Annotated in this window: 14 protein-coding genes; 12 read left to right on the plus strand and 2 right to left on the minus strand. The window is 65.2% G+C overall.

Features of this window, described 5'->3' with window-relative positions:
- Positions 1 to 8 precede the first annotated feature (8 nt).
- Genes gnd through I6F17_RS02930 form a run of 6 tightly spaced genes read left to right on the plus strand, consistent with a single transcriptional unit; the run spans position 9 to position 5,337 of the window.
- Positions 9 to 1,007: a phosphogluconate dehydrogenase (NAD(+)-dependent, decarboxylating) gene (gnd, locus tag I6F17_RS02905; RefSeq protein ID WP_225123988.1), complete on the plus strand. Its 999-nt coding sequence runs from the start codon at positions 9 to 11 to the stop codon at positions 1,005 to 1,007.
- A gap of 28 nt (positions 1,008 to 1,035) precedes the next feature.
- Positions 1,036 to 2,547 carry a glucose-6-phosphate dehydrogenase gene (gene zwf, locus I6F17_RS02910; RefSeq protein WP_225123987.1) on the plus strand — a complete coding sequence of 504 codons (1,512 nt, stop codon included), beginning with the start codon at positions 1,036 to 1,038 and terminating at the stop codon, positions 2,545 to 2,547.
- A complete protein-coding gene (pgl, locus tag I6F17_RS02915) occupies positions 2,547 to 3,296 on the plus strand; it encodes a 6-phosphogluconolactonase (RefSeq protein ID WP_225124037.1) in 750 nt (249 codons plus the stop codon). The genes zwf and pgl overlap by 1 nt, the downstream gene beginning before the upstream one ends.
- Entirely contained in the window at positions 3,283 to 3,825 is a 543-nt protein-coding gene (locus I6F17_RS02920) for a gluconokinase (RefSeq protein ID WP_225123986.1), read from the plus strand. The genes pgl and I6F17_RS02920 overlap by 14 nt, the downstream gene beginning before the upstream one ends.
- Positions 3,822 to 4,634 (plus strand): HAD family hydrolase, encoded by an 813-nt coding sequence (locus I6F17_RS02925; protein WP_225123985.1) that lies wholly within the window; start codon positions 3,822 to 3,824, stop codon positions 4,632 to 4,634. The genes I6F17_RS02920 and I6F17_RS02925 overlap by 4 nt, the downstream gene beginning before the upstream one ends.
- A gap of 25 nt (positions 4,635 to 4,659) precedes the next feature.
- Entirely contained in the window at positions 4,660 to 5,337 is a 678-nt protein-coding gene (locus I6F17_RS02930; RefSeq protein WP_225123984.1) for a phytanoyl-CoA dioxygenase family protein, read from the plus strand.
- 17 nt (positions 5,338 to 5,354) lie between these two features.
- Here the strand turns inward: I6F17_RS02930 and I6F17_RS02935 are convergent, their stop codons facing one another.
- Together I6F17_RS02935 and malQ are read right to left on the minus strand one after the other, a co-directional pair.
- Positions 5,355 to 7,157: a glycoside hydrolase family 15 protein gene (locus tag I6F17_RS02935; RefSeq protein WP_225123983.1), complete on the minus strand. Its 1,803-nt coding sequence runs from the start codon at positions 7,155 to 7,157 to the stop codon at positions 5,355 to 5,357.
- Positions 7,158 to 7,187: 30 nt separating this feature from the next.
- Positions 7,188 to 9,149 (minus strand): 4-alpha-glucanotransferase, encoded by a 1,962-nt coding sequence (gene malQ, locus I6F17_RS02940; protein WP_225123982.1) that lies wholly within the window; start codon positions 9,147 to 9,149, stop codon positions 7,188 to 7,190.
- Positions 9,150 to 9,353: 204 nt separating this feature from the next.
- Here malQ and I6F17_RS02945 point away from each other — a divergent pair, with 204 nt between their 5' ends.
- Genes I6F17_RS02945 through treY form a run of 6 tightly spaced genes read left to right on the plus strand, consistent with a single transcriptional unit; the run spans position 9,354 to position 23,369 of the window.
- Positions 9,354 to 11,300, plus strand: a complete 1,947-nt coding sequence (locus I6F17_RS02945) for a maltotransferase domain-containing protein (protein ID WP_225123981.1) — start codon at positions 9,354 to 9,356, stop codon at positions 11,298 to 11,300.
- Positions 11,301 to 11,311: 11 nt separating this feature from the next.
- Positions 11,312 to 14,605, plus strand: coding sequence for a maltose alpha-D-glucosyltransferase (gene treS / locus I6F17_RS02950; protein WP_225123980.1), 3,294 nt, complete (start codon positions 11,312 to 11,314; stop codon positions 14,603 to 14,605).
- Positions 14,598 to 16,736, plus strand: a complete 2,139-nt coding sequence (gene glgB, locus I6F17_RS02955; protein ID WP_225123979.1) for a 1,4-alpha-glucan branching protein GlgB — start codon at positions 14,598 to 14,600, stop codon at positions 16,734 to 16,736. Before treS ends, glgB begins: the two co-directional genes overlap by 8 nt.
- Positions 16,737 to 16,739: 3 nt before the next feature.
- A complete protein-coding gene (gene glgX, locus I6F17_RS02960) occupies positions 16,740 to 18,818 on the plus strand; it encodes a glycogen debranching protein GlgX (RefSeq protein WP_036042309.1) in 2,079 nt (692 codons plus the stop codon).
- Positions 18,815 to 20,566 carry a malto-oligosyltrehalose trehalohydrolase gene (treZ, locus tag I6F17_RS02965; protein ID WP_225123978.1) on the plus strand — a complete coding sequence of 584 codons (1,752 nt, stop codon included), beginning with the start codon at positions 18,815 to 18,817 and terminating at the stop codon, positions 20,564 to 20,566. Before glgX ends, treZ begins: the two co-directional genes overlap by 4 nt.
- 1 nt (position 20,567) lies before the next feature.
- Positions 20,568 to 23,369 (plus strand): malto-oligosyltrehalose synthase, encoded by a 2,802-nt coding sequence (gene treY, locus I6F17_RS02970; RefSeq protein ID WP_225123977.1) that lies wholly within the window; start codon positions 20,568 to 20,570, stop codon positions 23,367 to 23,369.

Raw genomic sequence — 23,369 nt, forward strand, 5'->3', positions numbered from 1 at the left:
TAATGCAGATGCAACTCGGCATGATCGGCCTCGGCCGAATGGGCGGCAACATCGTTCGCCGCCTGATGCGGCACGGGCATTCGACGGTGGTCTACGACAAGGACGCCAAGGCCGTCGCCGGCCTTGCCGCCGATGGCGCGGTCGGCTCGGCGACGCTGGAAGAGTTCGTCGCAAAGCTGGAGCGGCCGCGCACGGCCTGGGTGATGCTGCCGGCAGGACGCATCACCGAGACCACGATCGAGACGATCGCCGGTGTGATGCAGGAAGGCGACGTCATCATCGACGGCGGCAACACCTTCTGGCAGGACGACGTCCGCCGCGGCAAGGCGCTGAAGGCGCGCGGCATCCATTATGTCGATGTCGGCACCTCCGGCGGCGTCTGGGGGCTCGACCGCGGTTACTGCATGATGATCGGCGGCGAGAAGCAGGTGGTCGACCGGCTCGATCCGATCTTCGCGGCGCTCGCGCCGGGCGCCGGCGACATTCCGCGCACGCCAGGGCGCGAGGGCCGCGATCGCCGCGTCGAACAAGGCTACATCCACGCCGGGCCCGTCGGCGCAGGCCATTTCGTCAAGATGATCCACAACGGCATCGAGTACGGCCTGATGCAGGCCTATGCCGAAGGTTTCGACATCCTCAGGAATGCCAATATCGAGGCTTTGCCGGCGGATCATCGCTACGATTTCGATCTCGCCGACATCGCCGAAGTGTGGCGGCGCGGCAGCGTGATTCCGTCCTGGCTGCTCGACCTCACCTCGACCGCCCTCGCCGACAGTCCGCAACTGTCGGAATATTCCGGCTTCGTGGAGGATTCCGGCGAAGGCCGCTGGACCGTGAATGCGGCGGTCGACGAGGCCGTGCCGGCCGAGGTTTTGACCGCGGCGCTCTACACACGTTTCCGTTCCCGCAAGGAACACACCTTCGCCGAAAAAATTCTTTCGGCGATGCGTGCAGGATTCGGCGGGCACAAGGAGCCGACGCAGCCGGGCGCGGCGAAGCCGAAGTAACGAGTAACCAAGCGAAGGCCGACCATTCGTGACAAAAGACCCGCAGCCAAAGCGCAAGCCGGAAAATTGCGCCTTCGTCATCTTCGGCGTCACCGGCGATCTCACCCATCGCCTGGTGATGCCCTCGCTCTACAACCTGGCCGCCGAGCATCTTCTGCCGGAGAAATTCTGCGTCGTCGGCGTCGCCCGCAGGGGCCAGTCGGATGAGGAGCTGCGCGACAGCCTGCTGAAGGGCTTGCGGCAATTCGCGACGCGCCCGGTGGACGACGACATCGCGACGAGGCTTTTGGAATGCGTGACCTTCGTCGAGGCCGACGCAAAGGATCCGCCCTCCTTCGACCGCCTGCGCGGGCACCTGGATTCGCTGGAATGCGCGCAGGACACCGGCGGCAACCGGCTGTTCTATCTGGCAACGCCGCCGGCCGCGTTCGCGCCGACCGCGCGGGAGCTCGGCCGCACCGGCATGATGAGGGAGAACGGCGCCTGGCGGCGGCTCGTGATCGAAAAGCCGTTCGGCACCGATCTGGCCTCGGCCCGCGCGCTGAATGCCGAGCTCTTGAAGATCATGGACGAGCACCAGATCTACCGGATCGATCATTATCTCGGCAAGGAAACGGTGCAGAACATTCTGGTGCTGCGCTTTGCCAACGGCATGTTCGAGCCCATCTGGAATCGCAACCACATCGACCACATCCAGATCACCGTGGAAGAGAAGCTCGGGGTCGGCCACCGCGGCGGCTTCTATGATGCCACCGGCGCGCTGCGTGACATGGTGCCGAACCACTTGTTCCAGCTGATGTCGCTGGTCGCGATGGAGCCTCCCGCCCGCTTCGACGCACATTCCGTACGCTCCGAGAAGGCGGACGTGCTGACATCGATCCAGCTGCCCAGCCGGGAGGACGCACTGAAGAATTCGGTGCGCGCGCAATATCTCGCGGGCCGCAGCGGCGACGACGAGATCACGGACTATCGCAAGACCGCGGACGTCAAGCCAGACAGCACCACCGAGACCTTTGTCGCGCTCAAGCTGATGATCGACAATTGGCGCTGGGCCGGCGTGCCGTTCTACTTGCGCACCGGCAAGGCGCTCGGCCACAAGCGCACCGAAGTCGCGATCAAGTTCAAGCAGGCGCCGCTGTCGATGTTTTCGGGGACGGACGTCGACCGCCTGTCGCAGAACTTCCTCACCATCGGCATCGCCCCGACCGAGACAATCGAGCTGCAGTTCAACGCCAAGATCCCGGGGCCGAGCATCACCATCGACGGCGTCGAGATGAAGTTCCGCTATGGCGACTATTTCCGCGCCGATCCCTCGACCGGCTACGAGACGCTGATCTACGACTGCATGATCGGCGACAACATCCTGTTCCAGCGCGCCGATGGCATCGAGGCCGGCTGGCAGGCCGTGCAGCCGTTCCTGGACGCCTGGAAGAGCGCGGGCAACAACGGCATCGAAACCTATGAAGCCGGCAGCGACGGCCCTGCCTGCGCCGACGAGCTGCTCCGGCGTGACGGGCGCAGCTGGCGGAAGTACTCGTGATGGCTCTGGCCGAGCAGCCGACGCTGATCGTCGAGGCCGATGCCGAAGCTCTCGCCCGCGCCGCGGCCGAACGCGTGATGGCGCGGATCGCAGCCAATCCCGGCCGGATCGCGATCTGCCTCACCGGCGGCTCCAGCCCGAAGAAGCTGTATCAGTTGCTCGGCAGCGAGGCTTGGCGCAGCAGGATTCCGTGGGATCGCGTGCACTGGTTCATCGGCGACGAACGCTTCGTGCCCGAAAGCGACCCCCTCAACAACATGGCGGTCGCGCGCGCGACCTTTCTCGACCGCCACGCGCCCGCCGGCCATATCCACCCGATCCCGACCACAGCCGAAAATCCCGATACCGCCGCAGAAGACTATGCGCGTGAGCTGCAGGCCTTCTATGCTGGAGACCAGCTCGATCCCGCACGTCCGCTGTTCGATCTCGTCCTGATGGGCGCAGGACCGGACGGCCACACCGCCTCGCTGTTTCCCGGTTACCCCGAGATCGAGGAGACCCGACGCTGGGTCGTCGGCGTTCCCAAGGCCAATGTCGCGCCGTTCGTGCCGCGGGTCTCGCTCACCCTGCCCGTCTTGGCCTCCTGCCGCGAGATGCTGTTCGAGATTGCCGGGCCCGACAAGCGGCCGATCTTGACGCGCCTCTGCAATGGCGAGAATCTGCCGGCCTTGCGCGCGCGCTCGAACGGCGAAACCGTGTGGCTTGTCGACAGGGCCGCGCTTCCGGAGGACATTCGTGGGCCGCGCTGAAGCACCTTGTGCATTGATCGTGATGGGCGTGTCGGGCTCGGGCAAGAGCACGGTCGCGAAGGCGCTCGGCGAGCGCCTCGGCTGGCGGTTCGAGGACGGCGACAGCTTCCATCCCGCCAGCAATGTCGAGAAGATGCGGGCCGGCCATCCCCTCACCGACGAAGACCGCTGGCCCTGGCTGAATGCCATCGCCGACGAGATCGCACGGGTCTGCGGCCGCGGCGAGCACGTCATCATCGCCTGCTCGGCGCTGAAGCACGCCTATCGCGACGTGCTGCTGCGCGGACGCGACGACGTCGGCTTCGTGTTCCTGAAGGGCACGAAGGAGCTGATCGCCGAGCGGCTCGCCCAGCGCAAGGGGCACTTCATGCCGCCCGGACTGCTCGCCAGCCAGTTCGAGACGCTGGAGCCGCCGGAGCCGGGCGAGCACGTCATCACCGTCTCGATCGACGAGACCGTCGAGGCGATCGTAGACGGCATCGTGCGGCAGCTCAAACTGGGCGGCGCAACACCCAAGGTTCTGCCATGACCCAAATCTCACTCGTGGTCTCCGACGTCGACGGCACGCTGCTGACCAAGGACAAAACGCTAACGGAGCGCGCGAAGAACGCCGTGCAGCGGCTGCACCAGGCTGGCATCGGTTTCACCATCACCTCCAGCCGTCCGGCGATCGGCATGCGCTTCTTGATCGAGCCGCTGGCGCTGTGGCTGCCGGTTGGGCCGTTCAACGGCTCCTCGATCGTCGATCCCGAGATGCGGGCGGTCGAGCAGCACCTGATTCCGGCCCGCGCGGCCGAGCGCACCTTGCAGATCCTCCGCGACTACGGCGCCGACGTCTGGCTGTTCACCACCGACAAATGGCTGATCGACAATCCCGACGGCAGCTACGTCGCGCACGAGCAGCACACGATCCGCTCCGATCCGACGATCGTGATTGACTTCTCGCCCTATCTTGCCAGCGCCTGCAAGATCGTCGGCGCCAGCGCCGACGCCGCACGCCTCGAGGCGTGCGAGAAGGTGTTGCAGGAAGCCCTCGGCAGCACGGCGACCGCGGTGCGCTCGCAGACCTATTATCTCGACATCACCCCGCCGGGCTTCAACAAAGGCACGTTCGTGCAAGCGATGGCCAAGCGCCTCGGCATCTCCACCGACGCGGTCGCCACCATCGGCGACATGCAGAACGACCTCGCGATGTTCCGCGTCAGCGGCACCTCGATCGCCATGGGCAACGCCGCCGACAACGTCAAGGACGAGGCGACGCATGTCACTGCGACCAACGAGCAGGACGGCTTTGCCGAGGCGATGGAGATGATCTTGACGCGGAATGGGGTGAGCTGAACGATCATCTATTCGGTGCGCGACCTTGGAAATTGAACGGCTGACTTTTCTGGATGACGGCGCGCAGCTGTGCCGACAGGCACTGGCATCGCATCGATTAGACGAGCTCAGGGCAACCCTGCGCCGTTTGCCGCCCGATCACGCCGGACTGAGGTTGAGAGGCATCGACGGTCTCGCTCCCTTCCTTGCCGCCAGCGGAGATGTCGGCAGCTGTGCTGCGTCGGTCCTTGGGGAGGCGTGCCGCCCGGTCAGGGCCATCCTGTTCGACAAGACGGCCGCGACGAACTGGGCCCTCGGCTGGCATCAGGACCGCACCATCGCGGTGAAAGAGCGCATTCTGGTGGATGGCTTCGACATGTGGAGCATCAAGAGCGGCATGCAGCATGTCGAGCCACCCTTTGCGTTGCTGTCAGGCATGGTGACCCTGCGGGTTCATATCGATCCGGTCCCGGCTAGCAATGCGCCGTTGCTGATCGCGCCCGGATCGCACAAGCTTGGACGGATCCCGGAAGACGAGATGCGGGACGTCGTTCGACGTTGCGGCACGGTTGCGTGTCTGGCTGATGCCGGCGACATCTGGCTGTACGCAACGCCGATTCTCCACGCTTCTGACGCCGCCACCGCCCCAATGCATCGCCGCGTCCTGCAAGTCGACTTTGCCGTCAGCGAGCTTCCGGGCGGCCTGGAGTGGCTTGGGGTCTAGGGCCCAAGCGGTTGTTACTACTTCGACCGCTGCACCGCCGGCTTCTCGCTGCCTTGCCGTGCCGCCGACAAATTGTGTGCCGTGTTGATCAGCGCGATGTGGGTCAGCGCCTGCGGGAAATTGCCGGTCTGGCGGCGGGCCACGGAATCGTATTCTTCGGCCAGTAGCCCGACGTCGTTGGCGATACCGACCACGCGGTCAAGCAGAACTTGCGCCTTGTCAAGATCGCCCGACAGCACATAGGCATCGGCGAGCCATAGGCTACAGGCCAGGAACGCGCCTTCGAGCGGCGGCTGGTCCGGGGGCAGCTCGCGCGGGTCGTGCCGCAGCACGAAGCCGTCGCGCATCAGGCATTTTTCGGCCGCGGCGATGGTGCCGCGGATGCGCGGGTCGTCTGCCGGCAGGAAGCCGACGGCGGGCAGCAGCAGCACGCTGGCGTCGAGCATCTTCGAGCCGTAGGACTCGACGAACGAATTCTCCTCCGCATCGAATCCCCTGTTGCAGACATCGCGATGAATGGCTTCGCGTAGCGCACGCCAGTGCAGCAGCGGCGCCTTGAAGCCGAAGGTCTCGGCGCTCTTGATGCCGCGGTCGAAGGCGACCCAGGTCATCACCTTGGAAAACACATAGTGCTTGGGCTGGCCGCGCCGCTCCCAGATGCCGTGGTCGGGCCGGTCCCAGACTTCGGCCAGATGATTGAGCACGGCGCATTCCAGCGCCCAGGTCGTCTCGTCGTCGAGCTTGAGCCTCGCCATGCGCGACTGGTGGAAGGCGTCGATCAATTCGCCGTAAACATCGAGCTGGAGCTGCGCGTGGGCGGCATTGCCGACGCGCACCGGCTGCGCACCCTCATAACCGTCGAGCCAGCCCGCCTCCCATTCCAGGAGGCGCCGCTGGCCCCAGATGCCGTACATGATCTGCATGTTCGCGGGCGAGCCGGCCGCGGCGCGCAGCAGCCAATTGTGCCAGGCCAGGGCTTCCTGGGTGTAGCCCGAGTTCATCAGCGCCAGCAGCGTGAAGGTGGCATCGCGCAGCCAGCAGAAGCGATAGTCCCAGTTCCTGCTGCCTCCGAGCTTCTCCGGCAAGGAGGTGGTGGGTGCCGCGACGATGCCGCCGGTCGGCGCGAAGGTCAGCGCCTTCAGCGTGATCAGCGAGCGCAGGACGAGGTCCTGGTAGTCGCCGTCGCGGGTGCAGTGGCCGCACCAGTCCTCCCAGAATTTTTCGGTCTCCTGAAGCGCCAGCTCCGCATCGATCGGCGCAGGCGGGGCGAGATGCGAGGGCCCGTAAGTCAGCACGAATGGCACGGTCTCGCCTTCCTTCACCTCGAAGTCCGAGACGGTGGTCAGATCCTCGCCGCGGGTCTCGACCGGCGTGCGCAGCACCGTCATGTCCTGGCCGGCGATGGCCATCAAGGAATGGTCGATCCGCCGCACCCAGGGAATATCCGCGCCGAAGCCGAAGCGGATCACGAGCTCCATCCGCATCTTCACGGTGCCACGGATGCCGCGGACCAGCCGCACGATGTCGGACGCCTTGCCGCGCAGCGGCATGAAATCGATCAGCGCGACGGTGCCGCTCTTCGTCTCGAACCGCGTTTCGAGGATGAGGGTGTTGCCGAGATAGCGCCGCGAGATGGAGGTTGCGCCCTCGCTCGGCGCGACCAGCCAGCGGCCGTTTTTGTGCGTACCGAGGATGGCGGCAAAGCATGCGTCGGAATCGAAGGCCGGCCAGCACAGCCAGTCGATCGAGCCGTTGCGCCCGACCAGCGCCGCGGTCTCGCAATCGCCGATCAGCGCATAGTCCTCGATCCTCTGAGCCAATGTCGTGCGAGCCTGGCAAGTCTCGGCGGTTCAATTCCCGCCGGGCAATGAACGTTCCCGTGTCGCAGCCTTCAAAGCTGCGAGATCGATCTTGGACGCGATCTTGTCGAGCGCGACCGGCAGGCGCTGGCGCCAGTTCGGATGCTCGTCGATCGTGCCGGGAATGTTGGGCTGGTCGATCACGCCGAGCAGATCCTCCATCGACACCGCGAGCAGCCGCGACGGCGTGCGCGACAGGAAGGCCAGCACAGAGTAGAGATCGTTGGCGCTGATGCCGTTCTGGCGCAGGATCTCGTCGAGCCTGCCGAGCGCATCCCAGCGCGCCTGGTCGTTCTCGCCGGGATCGAGCCCGAGCGAGCGCTTCATCTTGAGATCGCTGAAGGAGCGCCAGCCGGCATAGGTCGACAGATCATGCGTGTTCAGCGTCACCAGCGCATTGGGCCGGTAATGGTCGACATTGCGAAAATGGCCGGCATCGTCGCGCTCGAACATCATGACGAGATAGGACCAGATGCCGAAATCCTGCATCATCTCGCGGAAACCTTCCGGCACGGTGCCGAGATCCTCGCCGATCACGATGCATTTATGGGCCGCGCTCTCGCGCGCTACGGCGGCCAACAGCGCCTCGAACGGCATCTGCACATAGGCGCCGTTGTCGGGCTTGAAGCCGCGCGGCACCAGATAGAGCCGTTTCAGGCCGAGCACGTGATCGAGCCTGATCGCGCCGGCATGGCGCATCGACGCCGCGAGCATGTCGGCGAACGGGACGAAGGATTGCGCTTCCAGCCCACCGGCATTGAAGCCCGCAAGGCCCCAATCCTGGCCGATCGTGTTGAGCACGTCGGGCGGCGCACCGACCGCGAGATGACGCGAGATCGCCGTCTGCTCGTTCCAGGCATCGAAGCCGTTGGACTGTACGCCGACGGCGACGTCGAGATAGAGCCCGACCCGCATACCGAGCTGGCCGGCGAGCGCCTTGGCCGCATGCAGCTGGCTGTCGGCCGTCCATTGCACGAATTCGACGAACTCGACCTCGCGCTTGTCGGGACCATTGCGCAGCTCGGCGCATTTCGCCTCGTCCGGCCGCTGCCATTCCGCCGGCCATTCCCACCAGGGTCCGGTGAAACGATGCCGCAGCACCTCGAAACAGGCAAAGCGGGACAACAACGGCGCGCGCTCCGCACGGAAGGCGTCAAACGCCTTGCGACGCGCCTCGCTCGCGCTTGTCACGAAGCTGTTAAAGGCGGCGCGCAGACTCAGCCATTTCAGCGCCGCCATGTCGGTATAAGGGACGCGGTCGCCCTCGCGCAGACGGGCGGCCGTCGCGACCGCGTCGGGCACGAGGTCGGCCGAGAATTCAGGGATAGCCTCGACGTCGATATAGAGCGGGTTGAGGAAAAGCCGGCTGTTCGGCGAATAGGGGCTGCAATCGGCCGGGTGGTCGTCGAACAGGACATGCAGCGGATTGAGTCCGACGCCGTCGGCCCCGAGCTGCTTGGCGAGCCGGACGAGGCCAGCGAGATCGGTGAAATCGCCGATGCCCCAATTGCGGTCGGAGCGGACGCTGTAGAGCTGCACGGCGAGCAGCCAGCCGCGGTCGAAATCGCCGCCGAAACAGCGCTCGGGCGCCACGATCATCGGCACGTCTTCGCTCGCACCTTCGGCATCGGTCAGCGTCAGGCGGTGATACCCGAGCGCCAGGCCCGCGGGCCAGGCGATCACCGGCTCCCGCGTCTCGCCTGCCGCGATTACATTGCCGTTGCCGACGATTTTCCATCGCAGCGGCGGCGCGCCAACCGACGCCAATTCCGTGCGCGGGCGTCCGAGCGCACGGACCACGACCGGCCCGCTGACGAAGCGATAGACCCGCTTCTCAGGCAGGGCATCGAGGATGGATTTGAGGGCCTCGGGCGCGGTGACCCGCAGCTTGCCGAGGGCATCAATGAATTCGGATTGAACGCCCTTGATCCGGGCTTGAGCTAAAAGATCCATTCGGCACGCAGCTTGCAGGCCATTGTTTGGCCAGGGGCATCGAGAATAACGAGATCGCGGAAGAGGTTAGTCAGGGGTAACTCGCAAACTGCGCTTGCCGTTCCCAAGGGAACCAATGACACACAAGCGGCTTTCTATCATGGTACCAAGCGTGGGTTCCCGACAAGGGAAACGGGCTCCTGCTTTCTTGTCAATGGCATCACCGTGAACAAGACAATTCAAACTGTCGAGAGTGCCGCGGCCGGCAGCGCTTTCCTGATCGAGGACGTCTATCCCGCGATCGACGGCGGCCGTTTCGCCGTGAAGCGGATCGCCGGCGAGCCGGTCGAGGTCTGGGCCGACATCTACCGCGATGGCGAGGCCGTGATCTCAGCCGCGCTGATCTGGCGAGGAGAGCAGGAGCGCGAATGGCGGAGCGAGCCGATGACCCATCACGGCAATGACCGCTGGTCCGGCGCGTTCACGCCCCCCGAGCCCGGCCAATATGTCTACGCGATCGAAGCCTGGACCGACGAGTTCGCTACATGGTCGCACGCCGCCGCGCGAAAGCGGCGCACCGGGGCCGATGTCAGCCTCGATGCGATCGAGGGCGCCGGGCTTTTGACCAAGGCGCATGGCGCGCGGCAGGACGCCGCAGCTATCATCATCAGGCAGTGCGAAGATTACTTGAGGAACGGCGACATCGCCTCGCTGCTCGCGACCGAGCTCGGCCAAGCCATGGCCGAGAGCCAGTCGCGGCCGGACCTGACGCGTTCGCCGTTCTTCCCGCTGACCGCCGACCGCGACAAGGCGCGCTTCAGCACCTGGTATCAGATGATGCCGCGCAGCCAGAGCGCATTGCCGGGCCGGCATGGCACCCTGCGCGACTGCATCGCGCGCGTGCCTGACATCGCCGCGATGGGCTTCGACGTGCTCTACTTCACGCCGATCCACCCGATCGGCAAGACCAGCCGCAAGGGCCGCAACAATGCGCCGGTGGCCCGTGAAGGCGATCCCGGCTCGCCCTATGCGATCGGCTCGGCCGAGGGCGGCCACGATGCGCTGCATCCGGAGCTCGGCACGATCGAGGACTTCCGCGCGTTGGTCGCCACATGTCTTGAATACGGGCTCGAGCTTGCGCTGGACTTCGCGGTGCAGTGCTCGCCGGATCATCCCTGGCTGACGCAGCATCCGGAATGGTTCAAATGGCGGCCCGACCGCTCGGTGAAGACGGCGGACGGCCCCTATTCCGACATCGTTATCCCCGACTTCAATTCGGTCGATCGCGTCGGGCTGTGGAATGCGTTTCGCGACGCCATGCTGTTCTGGATCGACAAGGGTGTAACCATCTTCGCCATCGACAATCACGACACCGCGCCGCTCGCGTTCTGGGAGTGGCTGATCCGCGACATAAGCCGCCGTCATCCCGACGTGATCCTGTTCTCCAAGACCTATGCACGGCCAAAGCTGATGAAGGGCCTCGCCAAGCTCGGCTTCGCACAGTCCTTCACCTATTTCCCCTGGCGCACGGAAAAATGGGAGCTGGAGCAATATCTCGGCGAGCTGAAGCGCTATCCCGAACGCGACTTCTACCGTCCGAACATGTTCGTCAACACGCCTGACCTGTTGCCCTTTCACCTCCAGAGCGGAGAGGCCTGGGCCTTTAAGTCGCGGATCGCACTGGCGGCAACGCTCTCGGGCAATTACGGCGTCTACAGCGGATTCGAGCTGCTGGAGCACGACGCCATTCCCGGCCGCGAAGAATATCTGGATTCCGAGAAGTACCAGATCAGGCAGCGCGACTGGGACAGATCGGGCAACATCAAACCCTACATCGCCGCGCTCAACCGCATCCGCAACGAGAACGCGGCGCTCCAGCAGACCGCGAATTTGCGCTTCCTCGCCATCGAGGACGGCGGGACCATCGCCTTCGCCAAGGAGGCGGCCGATCCGGCCAACATTGTCGTCGTCGTGATCGCGCTGTCGCGCCACGTGCGGGAATGCTGGCTGCCGCTCGGCGATCTCACAGTTGACGCCGGCGGACGGCGTCACCATGTGACGACACTCGAAAACCTCCTCACCGGCGAACAGTCCCGCATCGAATGGGGCGGCATCAAGTTGCGTATCGATCCCGACCGCGATCCGGCACTTCTGTTCCGCTGCCTGGCGTAAGGGGTCACGCCATGAATGTTCTGTCTTCCGTCGATACCAAGAAGGCTGAGGCTGCCGAGGTCGTGGATGAGCTCTGGTACAAGGACGCCATCATCTACCAGCTCCACGTCAAAGCCTTCGCCGACAGCAACAATGACGGCGTCGGCGACTTCGCCGGGCTAACCGAGCGACTGCCCTATCTGCAGGAGCTCGGCGTCACCGCGCTGTGGCTGCTGCCGTTCTACCCTTCGCCCGGCCGCGACGACGGCTACGACATCGCCGATTACGGCGCGGTCAATCCCGATTTCGGGACGATGAAAGATTTCAAGCGCTTCATCCAGGAAGCGCAGAAGCGCGGCTTGCGCGTCATCACCGAGCTCGTCGTCAACCACACCTCGGACCAGCACAAATGGTTCAAGCGCGCGCGGCGCAGCCATCCGGGCTCGAGCGCGCGCAACTGGTACGTCTGGAGCGACACCGACCAGAAGTACCAGGGCACGCGCATCATCTTCACCGACACGGAGAAGTCGAACTGGACCTGGGATCCGGAGGCCGGCGCGTTCTACTGGCACCGCTTCTTCTCGCACCAGCCCGATCTCAATTTCGACAATCCGCGCGTGGTCAGTGCCATCATCCAAGTGATGAAGCGCTGGCTCGATGCCGGCGTCGACGGCTTCCGGCTGGATGCGATTCCCTATCTGTGCGAGCGCGAGGGCACCTCGAACGAAAACCTGCCCGAGACGCATGCGATCATCAAGCGCCTGCGCCAGGAGCTCGACGCGTATTCCAAGGGCAAGCTGCTGCTGGCCGAGGCCAATCAATGGCCGGAGGACGTGCAGGAATATTTCGGCCGTGGCGACGAGTGCCACATGGCCTATCACTTCCCGTTGATGCCGCGCATCTACATGGCGATCGCCCAGGAGGACCGCTTCCCGATCACCGACATCCTGCGCCAGACGCCTGATATCCCGGCGAGCTGCCAATGGGCGCTGTTCCTGCGCAATCACGACGAGCTGACGCTGGAGATGGTCACCGACGTCGAGCGCGACTATCTCTGGACCACCTACGCCAACGATCCCCGCGCGCGCATCAATGTCGGCATCCGCCGGCGCCTTGCGCCGCTGATGGACAACGACCGGCGCAAGATCGAGTTGATGAACTCGCTGCTGCTGTCGTTCCCGGGCACGCCGATCATCTATTACGGCGACGAGATCGGGATGGGCGACAACATCTATCTCGGCGACCGCAACGGCGTCCGCACGCCGATGCAATGGAGCCCGGACCGCAACGGCGGCTTCTCGCGCTGCGACCCCGCCCGCCTCTACGCGCCGCTGATCATGGATCCCGTTTACGGCTATGAATCCGTGAACGTGGAGGCGCAGTCGCGCAGCCTATCCTCGCTGCTCAGCGCCACCAAGCGGCTGATCTCGGTGCGGAAGTCGACGCTCGCCTTCGGCCGCGGCACCATGACCTTCATCCGCCCGGCCAACCGCGCCGTGCTCGCCTATGTCCGCCAATACCGCGACGAGGTGATCCTCTGCGTCGCCAATCTGTCGCGCGCCGCGCAGGCCACCGAGCTCGACCTGTCGCCGTGGAAGGACCGCATCCCGCAGGAGATGCTCGGCCGCACGCGCTTTCCCGCCATCGGCGAATTGCCCTACATGATCACGCTGGGGCCCTACGGCTTCTACTGGTTCCAGCTTCAGGAGCGCGACAAGTCCGAGCCGGTTGTGCCGCGCGCGGTGCCGGAATTCGAGACGCTGGTCGTGCCGGTGAACTCGAACTGGGTCTCGCTCGCCCGCGAGCGCGGCGTGTTCGAGCGCGACGTGCTGCCGGGCTTCCTGTCACGGACGCGCTGGTATCCCGAGAACAATCCCAAGCACATCCGGACCACGCTGACCTCCGCGGTACCGTTCAGTGACATCGGCGACAACAGACCCTGGATCGCGTTCTTCGAGACGACGCGGGACGAGGTGACGACGCGGTACGTGATGCCCATGCAGATCGAATGGGTGCGTTTCGACCGCGAGCGCTTCAACCCGAAGGCGCTCGCCGCCGTCCGCCAGGGCGCACGCGAAGGCACGCTCCTCGACGTCGCGACCGAGCAGATCTTCATCGGTCTGTTCTTACGAGGGCTGTCGCAAAACCTGGTCGTGGACGAGAACAATCTGCGGCTCGAGTTCAAGGCGACCAGCCGTTTCGCCGACTACACCATCAAGGAGCCCGAACGCATCCGCGCCATCGAACAGTCGAACAGTACCGCGCTGGTCGACAACAAGTACGTTGCCAAGATCTATCGGCGGCTGGAGAGCGGCATCAGCCCCGAGATCGAGATCGGCTACTATCTCACCGAGGTCGCCCGCTTTGCCAACACGCCGGCACTGCTCGGCAGCGTCGAGCTGGTCGACGGCAACCAGCGCAGCGCGCTCGGCGTGCTGCATGCCTATGTCGAGAACCAGGGCGACGGCTGGACCGTGACGACCGGATATCTCGACCGCTATATCGACGAGCAGCGCGTGGCGCCCGCCGATGAGATGCCGCGCGAAACCCAGGAGCAGGCGCCCTATCTGCATTTCATCGCGCAGATCGGCCGGCGGCTCGCCGAGCTGCATGTCGCTCTCACCGCGGCGGAGCCCGCCGATCTCGCCCCGGAGCCGATCGACTCCGCCCAGATCAAGGCTGCGCTCTCCGACCTCAAGGCGCGTGCCGAGCGGATTCTCGAGCTGCTTGCCGACAGCCGCGACGGGCTGCGGGAGATGGACCGGCCCCTGATCGACCGGCTCATCGCTGCACGTGCGGACCTGTTCGACCGCCTCAATGCGCTCTTGCCATCCGAGATCGGCGGGTTGAACATCCGTCATCATGGCGACTTCCGGCTCGGGCAAACTCTGATCGTGAAGGACGATATCTTCATCATCGACTTCGACGGCGATCCGCGTGTGCCGCTGGCCAACAAGCGCCGCAAGGCGCCGGCCGCGCGCGACGTCGCCGGCCTGATCCATTCCATCGACCTTTCTGTGAACGTGGCGCTGAGCCGTGCGCTCACGGGTGCTTCCGACGAGCAGGACCGGCTCGCGGCCGCCCTCGACGAATGGCGCGAGCGCGCCACCGCGACCTTCATGTCCGCCTACCGCGAAGCCATGACCGATCGGAGGCTGTGGCCGGACGATCGGTCCTGCGCGGAAGGCCTGTTGAGATTTTTCCTCCTGGATCGAGCGTTCCACGACGTAGAGTACGAGCTGTCCCGCCGGCCTGAGGGACTCCATGCGCCGCTGACCGGACTGCTTCGCATTCTGTCAAGTGCCGAGAGCGAAGCCCATGCCTAAACTGCCTGCAGAAGCCTACGCGATCATCGAGGGCCGCCACTCCGACCCCTTCCACTATCTCGGGCTGCATCCCGAGGGCGGAAAGAGCGTTGTCCGCGCGTTTCTGCCCGAGGCCACCAATGTCGAGGCGGTCGGCGACCACGGCGAGGTCGCGCCGCTCGATCGCGTCCACGATTCCGGCCTGTTCATCGGCGCCCTGCCCAACGGCTCGAAGCACTACCAGCTGCGCGCGAAGTTCGGCAACGACGTGGTCGAGTTCGAGGATGCCTACCGCTTTCCCCCGATTCTGACCGATTTCGACCTCTATTTGCTCGGCGAAGGCACCCATCAGCGCCTCTACGACAAGCTCGGCGCGCATCCGATGCGGCTCGAGGGCGTCGACGGCATCGGCTTCGTCGTGCTGGCGCCGAACGCGCGGCGCGTCTCCGTGGTCGGCGACTTCAACTACTGGGACGGGCGGCGCCATCCGATGCGGGTGCGCGGCAATGGTTATTGGGAATTGTTCATCCCGCATGCGAAGGCCGGCGATCATTACAAGTTCGAAATCGTCGGACCCCATGGTCATCTGCTGCCGCTGAAATCCGATCCGATGGCATTTGCCAGCGAGCTGCGGCCCAAGACGGCCTCGATCGTGTTCGAGGAAGCGCGCCTGCCGCGGCCGCGCCCGGCGCCCGAAGGCATCAACGCATTGTCGGCGCCGATGTCGATCTACGAGGTGCATCTCGGCTCGTGGCGGCGCAAGGACAACAATGAATGGCTGACCTATCGCGAGCTGGCCGAGCAGCTGCCGGCCTATGCCCGCGACATGGGCTTCACCCATCTCGAATTCCTGCCCGTGAACGAGCATCCGTTCGATGGCTCCTGGGGCTATCAGCCGACCGGCCTCTATGCGCCGACCAGCCGCTTCGGCAGCCCTGAGGATTTTGCGGCGCTGATCGATGCCTGCCACCGCGAAGGCATCGGCGTGCTGCTCGACTGGGTGCCGGGCCACTTCCCCGACGATCCCCACGGGCTCGGCCATTTCGACGGCACCGCGCTCTATGAGCACGCCAACCCGCTCCAGGGCCGCCACCTCGACTGGGGCACGCTGATCTACAATTACGGCCGCACCGAAGTGACGAACTTCCTGGTGTCGAATGCGCTGTTCTGGATGGAGCGTTACGCCATCGACGGTCTGCGCGTCGATGCGGTCGCCTCCATGCTCTATCTCGACTACAGCCGGCCGCCCGATGCCTGGATCCCGAACCAATATGGCGGGCGGGAGAACATCGAGGCGATCAACTTCCTGCGCCGCTTCAACACGGAAGTGTTCGCCCGCTTCCCGCAGGCGACCACCGCCGCCGAGGAGTCCACCGCCTGGCCCCAAGTCTCGCGCCCGGTCGAGTTCGGCGGGCTCGGCTTCGGCTACAAGTGGAACATGGGCTGGATGCACGACACGCTGAACTACATCAGCAAGGATCCGATCCACCGCAAGCATCACCACGGCGAGATCCTGTTCGGCCTGCACTATGCGTTCTCGGAGAACTTCATCCTGCCGCTGTCGCATGACGAGGTCGTGCACGGCAAGCGCTCGATCCTCGGCCGCATGCCCGGCGACGAGTGGCAGCGCTTTGCCAATTTGCGCGCCTACTACAGCTTCATGTTCGGCCACCCCGGCAAGAAGCTCTTGTTCATGGGCGCCGAGATCGCGCAGAGCCGCGAATGGAATCACGACCAGTCGCTCGACTGGCACCTGCTCGAATACAAGGTCCATGCCGGCGTCCAGGCCTTGATCCGCGACCTCAACCGGCTCTATCGCGCGGTTCCGGCGCTGCACCAGATGGATTGCGAGCAGGCCGGCTTCGAATGGCTGATTACCGATGATGCCAACCGCAACGTCTTCGCCTGGCTGCGCAAGGGATTCGACGAGAATGCGCGGTGTCTCGTCATCATCAACTTCTCGCCCAACGTCTACCAGAACTATCGCGTTCGCGTGCCCTTCGGCGGCAAGTGGAAGGAAGTGCTCAACTCCGATTCCGCCCATTACGGCGGCAGCAATGTCGGTAATGTCGGCGAAGTCAATGCCGAGGGCGGCGAGCTGCGCCTCACCATTCCGCCGCTGGCTGCGATCTTCCTCGTTCCGGAAAGCTGATCGATGCGCCTGACTGCCGGATCGCCCGCGCGGCTCGGCGCAAGCTGGGACGGACGCGGCACCAATTTCGCGCTGTTCTCCGCCAACGCGCAGAAGGTCGAGCTCTGCCTGTTCGACACCCAAGGCCGCCGCGAGCTCGAGCGCATCGAGCTGCCCGAGAAGACCGAGGATGTCTGGCACGGCTATCTCAACGACGTCTCGCCGGGCCAGCTTTACGGCTATCGCGTGCACGGCCCGTACGAGCCCGAGCACGGCCATCGCTTCAATGCCAACAAGCTGCTGCTGGACCCCTATGCCAAGCGGCTTGCCGGGCGCTTGGTCTGGAGCGATGCGCATTTTGCCTACCGCACCGGAAGCCCGCGCGAGGACCTGTCGTTCGACCGGCGTGACAATGCGCGCGGCATGCCCAAGGCCGTCGTGGTCGACGAGACCTTCAACTGGGGCCGCCGCGAGATCCGGCCGAATATTCCCTGGGAAGACACGATCATCTACGAGGCCCACGTCAAGGGCCTGACGCAGAAGCGCGAGGACGTGCCGCCGAATTTGCGCGGCACCTATGGCGGCCTGTCATCGCCCGCGATGATCGAGCACCTGAAGAAGCTCGGCGTCACCACGGTCGAGCTGCTGCCGGTCCACAGCTTCGTCGACGACCGCATCCTGGTGGAAAAGAAGCTCGCCAATTACTGGGGCTACAACACGCTGTCGTTCTTTGCGCCCGAGCCACGCTACGCCCAGGACAACGCGCTCGATTCCTTCCGCACTACGGTGGCGCGGCTGCACGATGCCGGCATCGAGGTGATGCTCGACGTCGTCTACAACCACACCGCCGAGGGAAATCATCTCGGTCCGACGCTGTGCTATCGCGGCATCGACAACGCCTCCTATTATTGGCTGAACCGCGAGAACCCGCGCTATTACGACGACTTCACCGGCTGCGGCTCGTCGGTGAACCTCACCCATCCGCGCGTGCTGCAGATGGTGATGGATTCCCTGCGCTACTGGGTCGAGGTCTGCCACGTCGACGGCTTCCGCTTCGACCTCGCCACCACGCTGGCGCGCGGGCCGAACGGTTTCGATCGCGGCAGCTCGTTCCTGACCGCGGTACGGCAGGACCCGGTGCTGGCGACGGTCAAGCTCGTCGCCGAGCCGTGGGACCTCGGCCTCGGCGGCTACCAGGTCGGAGCCTTTCCCTCGCAATGGTCGGAATGGAACGACCGCTATCGCAGCGCCATGCGCCGCTACTGGAGCGGTGAAGGCAGCCTGATCGGCGACATCTCGAGCCGCATGACCGCATCATCCGATCTGTTCAACCACGACGGACGGCGGCCGCGCGCCAGCATCAATCACATCACCGTCCACGACGGCTTCACGCTCGCCGACCTCTTCAGCTACAACGAGAAGCACAACGAGGCCAACGGCGAGGACAATCGCGACGGCTCCAACGACAATCACAGCAACAATTGCGGCGTCGAGGGCCCGACCGATGATCCTGGCATCATCAGCCTGCGCCGCCAGCTGCGCAAGAACGTGCTGGCCTGCCTGATGTTGGCCCAGGGCGTTCCGCTGATCCTCGCCGGCGACGAGGTCGGCAACTCGCAATCAGGCAACAACAACGCCTATTGCCAGGACAATGAGGTCGGCTGGGTCGGCTGGGACAATCTCGGCAAGGACGGCGACGACATGATCGACTTCGTCGCCCAGCTCGCCGACATCCGCCGCCGTTTCTCACAGCTGCGCAGCCATCGCTGGCTCGACGGCCGCCCCAAGGACGGCGTCTCCTACGGCGCATTGTGGCTGACGCCCGCCGGCAACGAGATGACGGAGAGTGACTGGACATTCCCGGATGGGCGGTTTCTCTCCTATGTGATGGGCCCGATGGAACCGGGTGGGGCTGCGATCTTTATCGTACTGAACGCCGCTCCCGAAGAGATCGCATTCAAATTGCCCAAAATGACCGAATACAAGAGTTGGCAGCAGCTGCTGAACACGACCGATGCCAAGCTGAATACGATCGACTTCCTGCCTGGGAGCGACAGCAAGGCGCCGCCGCGCTCCGTGCTCGCCTTCGCAGGCGCGCTATGAGGCCATCCTTCGGGGCGAGGCCGACCAAGGACGGCGTGTCGTTTCGGCTGTGGGCGCCGGCCGCGCGCCGCGTCGATCTCCTGCTCGACCGCAGGCACGCGATGCAGCGCCGGCAGGATGGCTGGTTCGTCGCCGAGATCGCCGGCTTGTCATCTAGCAGCAAGTACAAGTTCAGGATCGACGACGACATCGACGTGCCGGATCCCGCTTCGGCCTTCCAGCCCGACGACGTGTTCGGCCCGAGCGAGGTGATCGATCACGATGCCTTCGTCTGGCGCGCGCGCGATTGGCGCGGCCGTCCCTGGGAAGAGACGGTGCTGATCGAAACCCATGTCGGCACCTTCACGTCCGAAGGCAGCTATCGCGCCATGATCGACAAGCTCGATCACCTCGCCGCGACCGGCATCAATGCGCTGGAATTGATGCCGCTCGCCGATTTCGCAGGCCGCCGCGGCTGGGGCTATGACGGCGTGCTGTGGTATGCGCCGGACAGCGCCTATGGCCGGCCCGAAGACCTGAAGACGCTGATCGACGAGGCGCATCTGCGCGGGCTGTTGGTGTTCCTCGACGTCGTCTACAATCATTTCGGCCCGGAAGGAAACTATCTCGGCCGTTACGCGCCGACCTTCTTCACCGATGCGCACACGCCATGGGGCAGCGCGATCGATTATCGCGTGCCGCAGGTGCGAGCCTTCGCCGTCGAGAATGCGCTGTCCTGGCTCGGCGACTACCGCTTCGATGGCCTCAGGCTCGACGCCGCCAACCACATCATGGCTGTCCCGGGCGAGCAGTCCATGCTGCAGGATATCAGCGTTGCCACCGGCGAGCTCGCCAAGGCCACGGGACGCCACATCCATCTCGTGCTGGAGAACGGCGACAACCGCGCCAGCCTGCTCGACGCTGCGCAGGACCCGCCGAACGGCAAATATCGCGGGCAGTGGAACGACGATTATCATCACGTCTGGCATGTGATGCTGACCGGCGAGCATGCCGGTTACTATGGGGATTACCAGACGCCGCGCATGGATCTGGCACGCGCGCTCGCCTCAGGCTTCGTCTATCAGGGCGAGATCTCGGAATTCTGGGGCAAGAAGCCGCGCGGCGAGCCGAGCGGCCAGCTGCCGCCGGCGACCTTCGTCAATTTCCTGCAGAACCACGACCAGATCGGCAATCGCCCGCTGGGCGAGCGGCTGGAAAGCCTGGCATCACCACAGCAGATCGAGGCCGCGCTCGCGGTCACCCTGCTCGCGCCGATGGTGCCGATGCTGTTTCAGGGCGAGGAATGGGGCTCGACGGTCCCCTTCCCGTTCTTCTGCGATTTCCAGGGCGAACTCGCCGATACCGTGCGCAAGGGACGCAAGCGCGAATATGCCTGGGCTTACGAGAAATACGGCGACGAGGTGCCCGACCCGCTCGATCCGACAACGCTGCAATCGGCCGTGCTCGACTGGACCGGCCGCACGCCGCAACAGGAAGCGCGACTCGCGCTGGTGCGGGAGTTGCTCGGCGTCCGTCGCAAGCAGATCGTGCCGCGGCTGAAGGGCGCAAGCTTCGGTGATGCCGAAGCGGCCGACAACGGCCTCGTCACCGCACATTGGCGCATGGGCGACGGCACCACGTTGCGTCTTGTCGCCAACCTGTCGGATCATGAGATCACCTCCAGCGTCAGCGCGGGCACGCCGATCTGGGGCGGCGGAGCCGGCGAGCGGCTCACGCCCTGGTCGGTGGTTTGGCGCCTCGGAGGTTAGAATGCCTCCCGCCATTCCGCTCGCGACCTACCGGCTCCAGCTCACCGCGGATTTCGATTTCGACAAGGCCGCCGCGGTCGTTCCCTATCTCAAGGCACTGGGCATCACGCATCTCTACGCCTCGCCGGTGATGAAGGCCCGCAAAGGCTCGACCCATGGCTACGACACGGTCGATCACGGCCAGTTCAATCCCGAGCTCGGCGGCGAGGCCGGCTTTACGCGGCTGAGCCAGGCGCTTCAGCAGCACGATCTCGGGCTCATCATCGATTTCGTCCCCAACCATGTCGGCGTGCATTTTGCCGACAATCCGTGGTGGCTCGACGTGCTGGAATGGGGCCAGGCCTCGCCGCACGCGGCGTCCTTCGACATCGACTGGGACCAGCTGGCCTACCGCGCCCGCGGCGGCGTGCTGCTGCCGATCCTCGGCGCGTCCTACGGCGAGGCGCTGGAGCGCGGCGATATCGAGCTGCGCTACGACCCGGACGAAGGGACTTTTTCCGCCTGGTATTTCGAGCACCGCTTACCGATCGCGCCGGAGCGCTATGGCGAGATGCTGCGGATCGTCGCCAAGGAGGCGGACGCGGCGGAAACGGAGCCCGGCAAGCGCCTGCTGTCGCTCGCGACCCGCTACACGGGGCTGCGGCGCCCCAATCGCAAGGAAGCTCCCGGCTTCAAGGCCGAGCTCAAGGAGATCGCAGGCGCCGCCGACATCATCAAGCGCGGCCTTGCCGCCTATCGTGCCGGCAAGGACCGCCCGGCACAGACACTGACGCTGCATCACCTCCTGGAGCGCCAGCACTACAAGCTCGGGCACTGGCGGCTTGCGTCCAGCGACATCAACTATCGCCGCTTCTTCGACGTCAACGGCCTCGCCGGCCTGCGCGTCGAGGACGCGAGCACGTTTGCCGCCACGCACCGGCTGGTGAAGCAGCTCATCGCCGACGGCAAATTGCAGGGAATCCGGCTCGATCACATCGACGGCCTGCGCGATCCCGCCCAATATTGCCAGCGGCTGCGCCGGCTGGTGCGCGACGCCCAAAGCAACACCGCCCAAGGCAACACCAAGCCGTTCTATACCGTGATCGAAAAAATCCTGTGCGAGCACGAGCGCCTGCCGCATTTCGCCGGCGTCCAGGGCACCACGGGCTATGAATGGATGAACGTCATCACCCACGTGCTGATCGATCCCAGGGGACTGGAGGCGCTGGACGAGACCTGGCGGCAGATCAGCAACCGGCCGCCGCGGCTTGTGCCTTACGTCAAGGACGCCAAGCGGCGCGTGCTGGAGACGCTGCTCACCAGCGAATTCACCGTGCTGACGCGCCTGCTCGCGCGCATCGCCAACGGCCATTATTCGACGCGCGACTTCTCGGCCGACAGCCTGCGGCAGGCGCTCGAGCTCTATGTGTTGCATTTCCCGGTCTATCGCACCTACCTGACGCATAGCGGCCCGACCGCAGCGGACCGCAAGCTGATCGACGACACCATCGCGCGCGCCCGCCGCGACTGGTTCGCCGCCGACGAAGGCATCTTCGACTTCCTGCGCGATGCCCTGACCATGGACCTGCTCAAGCCCGGCCGTCCGCCGCACAGCGCCCCGCGCGTGCGCCGCTTCGCGCTGAAGGTGCAGCAATTCACCGGGCCGATGATGGCGAAGTCGCTGGAGGACACCGCGTTCTATCAATTCCACCGGCTGCTGGCGCTGAACGAGGTCGGCGGCGATCCCGCCAGCACCGGCCTCAGCATTCCCGCCTTCCACCAGGCCATGCAGGGCCGCGGCAGGGAATGGCCGCAAGGCATGACGGCAACCGCCACCCACGACACCAAGCGTGGTGAGGATGCGCGCACGCGCATCGCATCGCTCAGCGAGATTCCCGGCGAATGGACCAGCGCAGTGGCGCGCTGGAAGGTGCTGAACGCGCCGCACCTCACGCTGCACGGCAATTTCCGCGCGCCGTCGGCAACGTTCGAATACATGCTCTACCAGACCCTGCTCGGTGTCTGGCCGGTTCAAGCGCCGGCCGATGCTGCCTTCATCGAGCGCGTCCAGGCCTATGCCCTCAAGGCCGCGCGCGAGGGCAAGGAGGAGACGAGCTGGCTCAACCCGCATGAAGCGTACGAGAACGGGATCCGCGACTTCATCGCGAAGATCCTCGACCCCGACCAGTCCGCGGAATTCCTTCAGGCCTTGCAGACGCTGGCGCGCCGCGTCGCGCTGCTCGGCACGCTGAACTCGCTGAGCCAGCTCACGCTCAAGGCGACGCTGCCGGGCGTGCCGGACTTCTATCAAGGCACCGAATTCTGGGACCTGTCGCTGGTCGATCCCGACAACCGCCGCCCGGTCGACTTCGCCGCGCGCCACGCGGCGCTGACATCACTGGAGGCGCCGGACTGGAGCGGCCTGATCAAGAGCTGGCCGGACGGCAAGCTCAAGCTGGCCTGGACGCGGCATCTGCTCAAGCTGCGCAACGAGCTGGCCGACGTCTTCGCGCAGGGCGACTACCAGCCGCTTGAGGTACGGGGCGCCCATGCCGACCATGTCATCGCCTTCGCGCGTCGTCATGGCCGCGCCGCCGCCATCGTCGTCGTCGGCCGTCATTTCGCGCCGTTCACCCAAGCCGGCCGGGAATGGCCCGCACCCGAAGCTATCGACGCCACCATCGACATCACGGGCTATGCCGTGCCCGGCCTTGCCGGCAACGACTTGCCGCTCGCGCAGGCCTTCCGTGACTGTCCTGCCTTGATCATCGCCGCCCGAACGGCGAATACTGTCAGGGCGCCGCGGCAACGCGTGCGCGCCTGA

The sequence above is a fragment of the Bradyrhizobium sp. NBAIM18 genome (genome assembly GCF_020193825.1).
In the GTDB taxonomy this organism is placed as follows: Bacteria; Pseudomonadota; Alphaproteobacteria; order Rhizobiales; family Xanthobacteraceae; genus Bradyrhizobium; species Bradyrhizobium yuanmingense.

Excerpts from the sequence above, each read along its gene's own strand:
- gnd (WP_225123988.1), top strand. The coding sequence starts at position 9 with ATGCAACTCGGCATGATCGGCCTCGGCCGAATGGGCGGCAACATCGTT.
- pgl (WP_225124037.1), top strand. The coding sequence starts at position 2,547 with ATGGCTCTGGCCGAGCAGCCGACGCTGATCGTCGAGGCCGATGCCGAA.
- I6F17_RS02925 (WP_225123985.1), top strand. The coding sequence starts at position 3,822 with ATGACCCAAATCTCACTCGTGGTCTCCGACGTCGACGGCACGCTGCTG.
- malQ (WP_225123982.1), bottom strand. The coding sequence starts at position 9,149 with ATGGATCTTTTAGCTCAAGCCCGGATCAAGGGCGTTCAATCCGAATTC.
- treS (WP_225123980.1), top strand. The coding sequence starts at position 11,312 with ATGAATGTTCTGTCTTCCGTCGATACCAAGAAGGCTGAGGCTGCCGAG.
- glgB (WP_225123979.1), top strand. The coding sequence starts at position 14,598 with ATGCCTAAACTGCCTGCAGAAGCCTACGCGATCATCGAGGGCCGCCAC.
- glgX (WP_036042309.1), top strand. The coding sequence starts at position 16,740 with ATGCGCCTGACTGCCGGATCGCCCGCGCGGCTCGGCGCAAGCTGGGAC.
- treZ (WP_225123978.1), top strand. The coding sequence starts at position 18,815 with ATGAGGCCATCCTTCGGGGCGAGGCCGACCAAGGACGGCGTGTCGTTT.
- treY (WP_225123977.1), top strand. The coding sequence starts at position 20,568 with ATGCCTCCCGCCATTCCGCTCGCGACCTACCGGCTCCAGCTCACCGCG.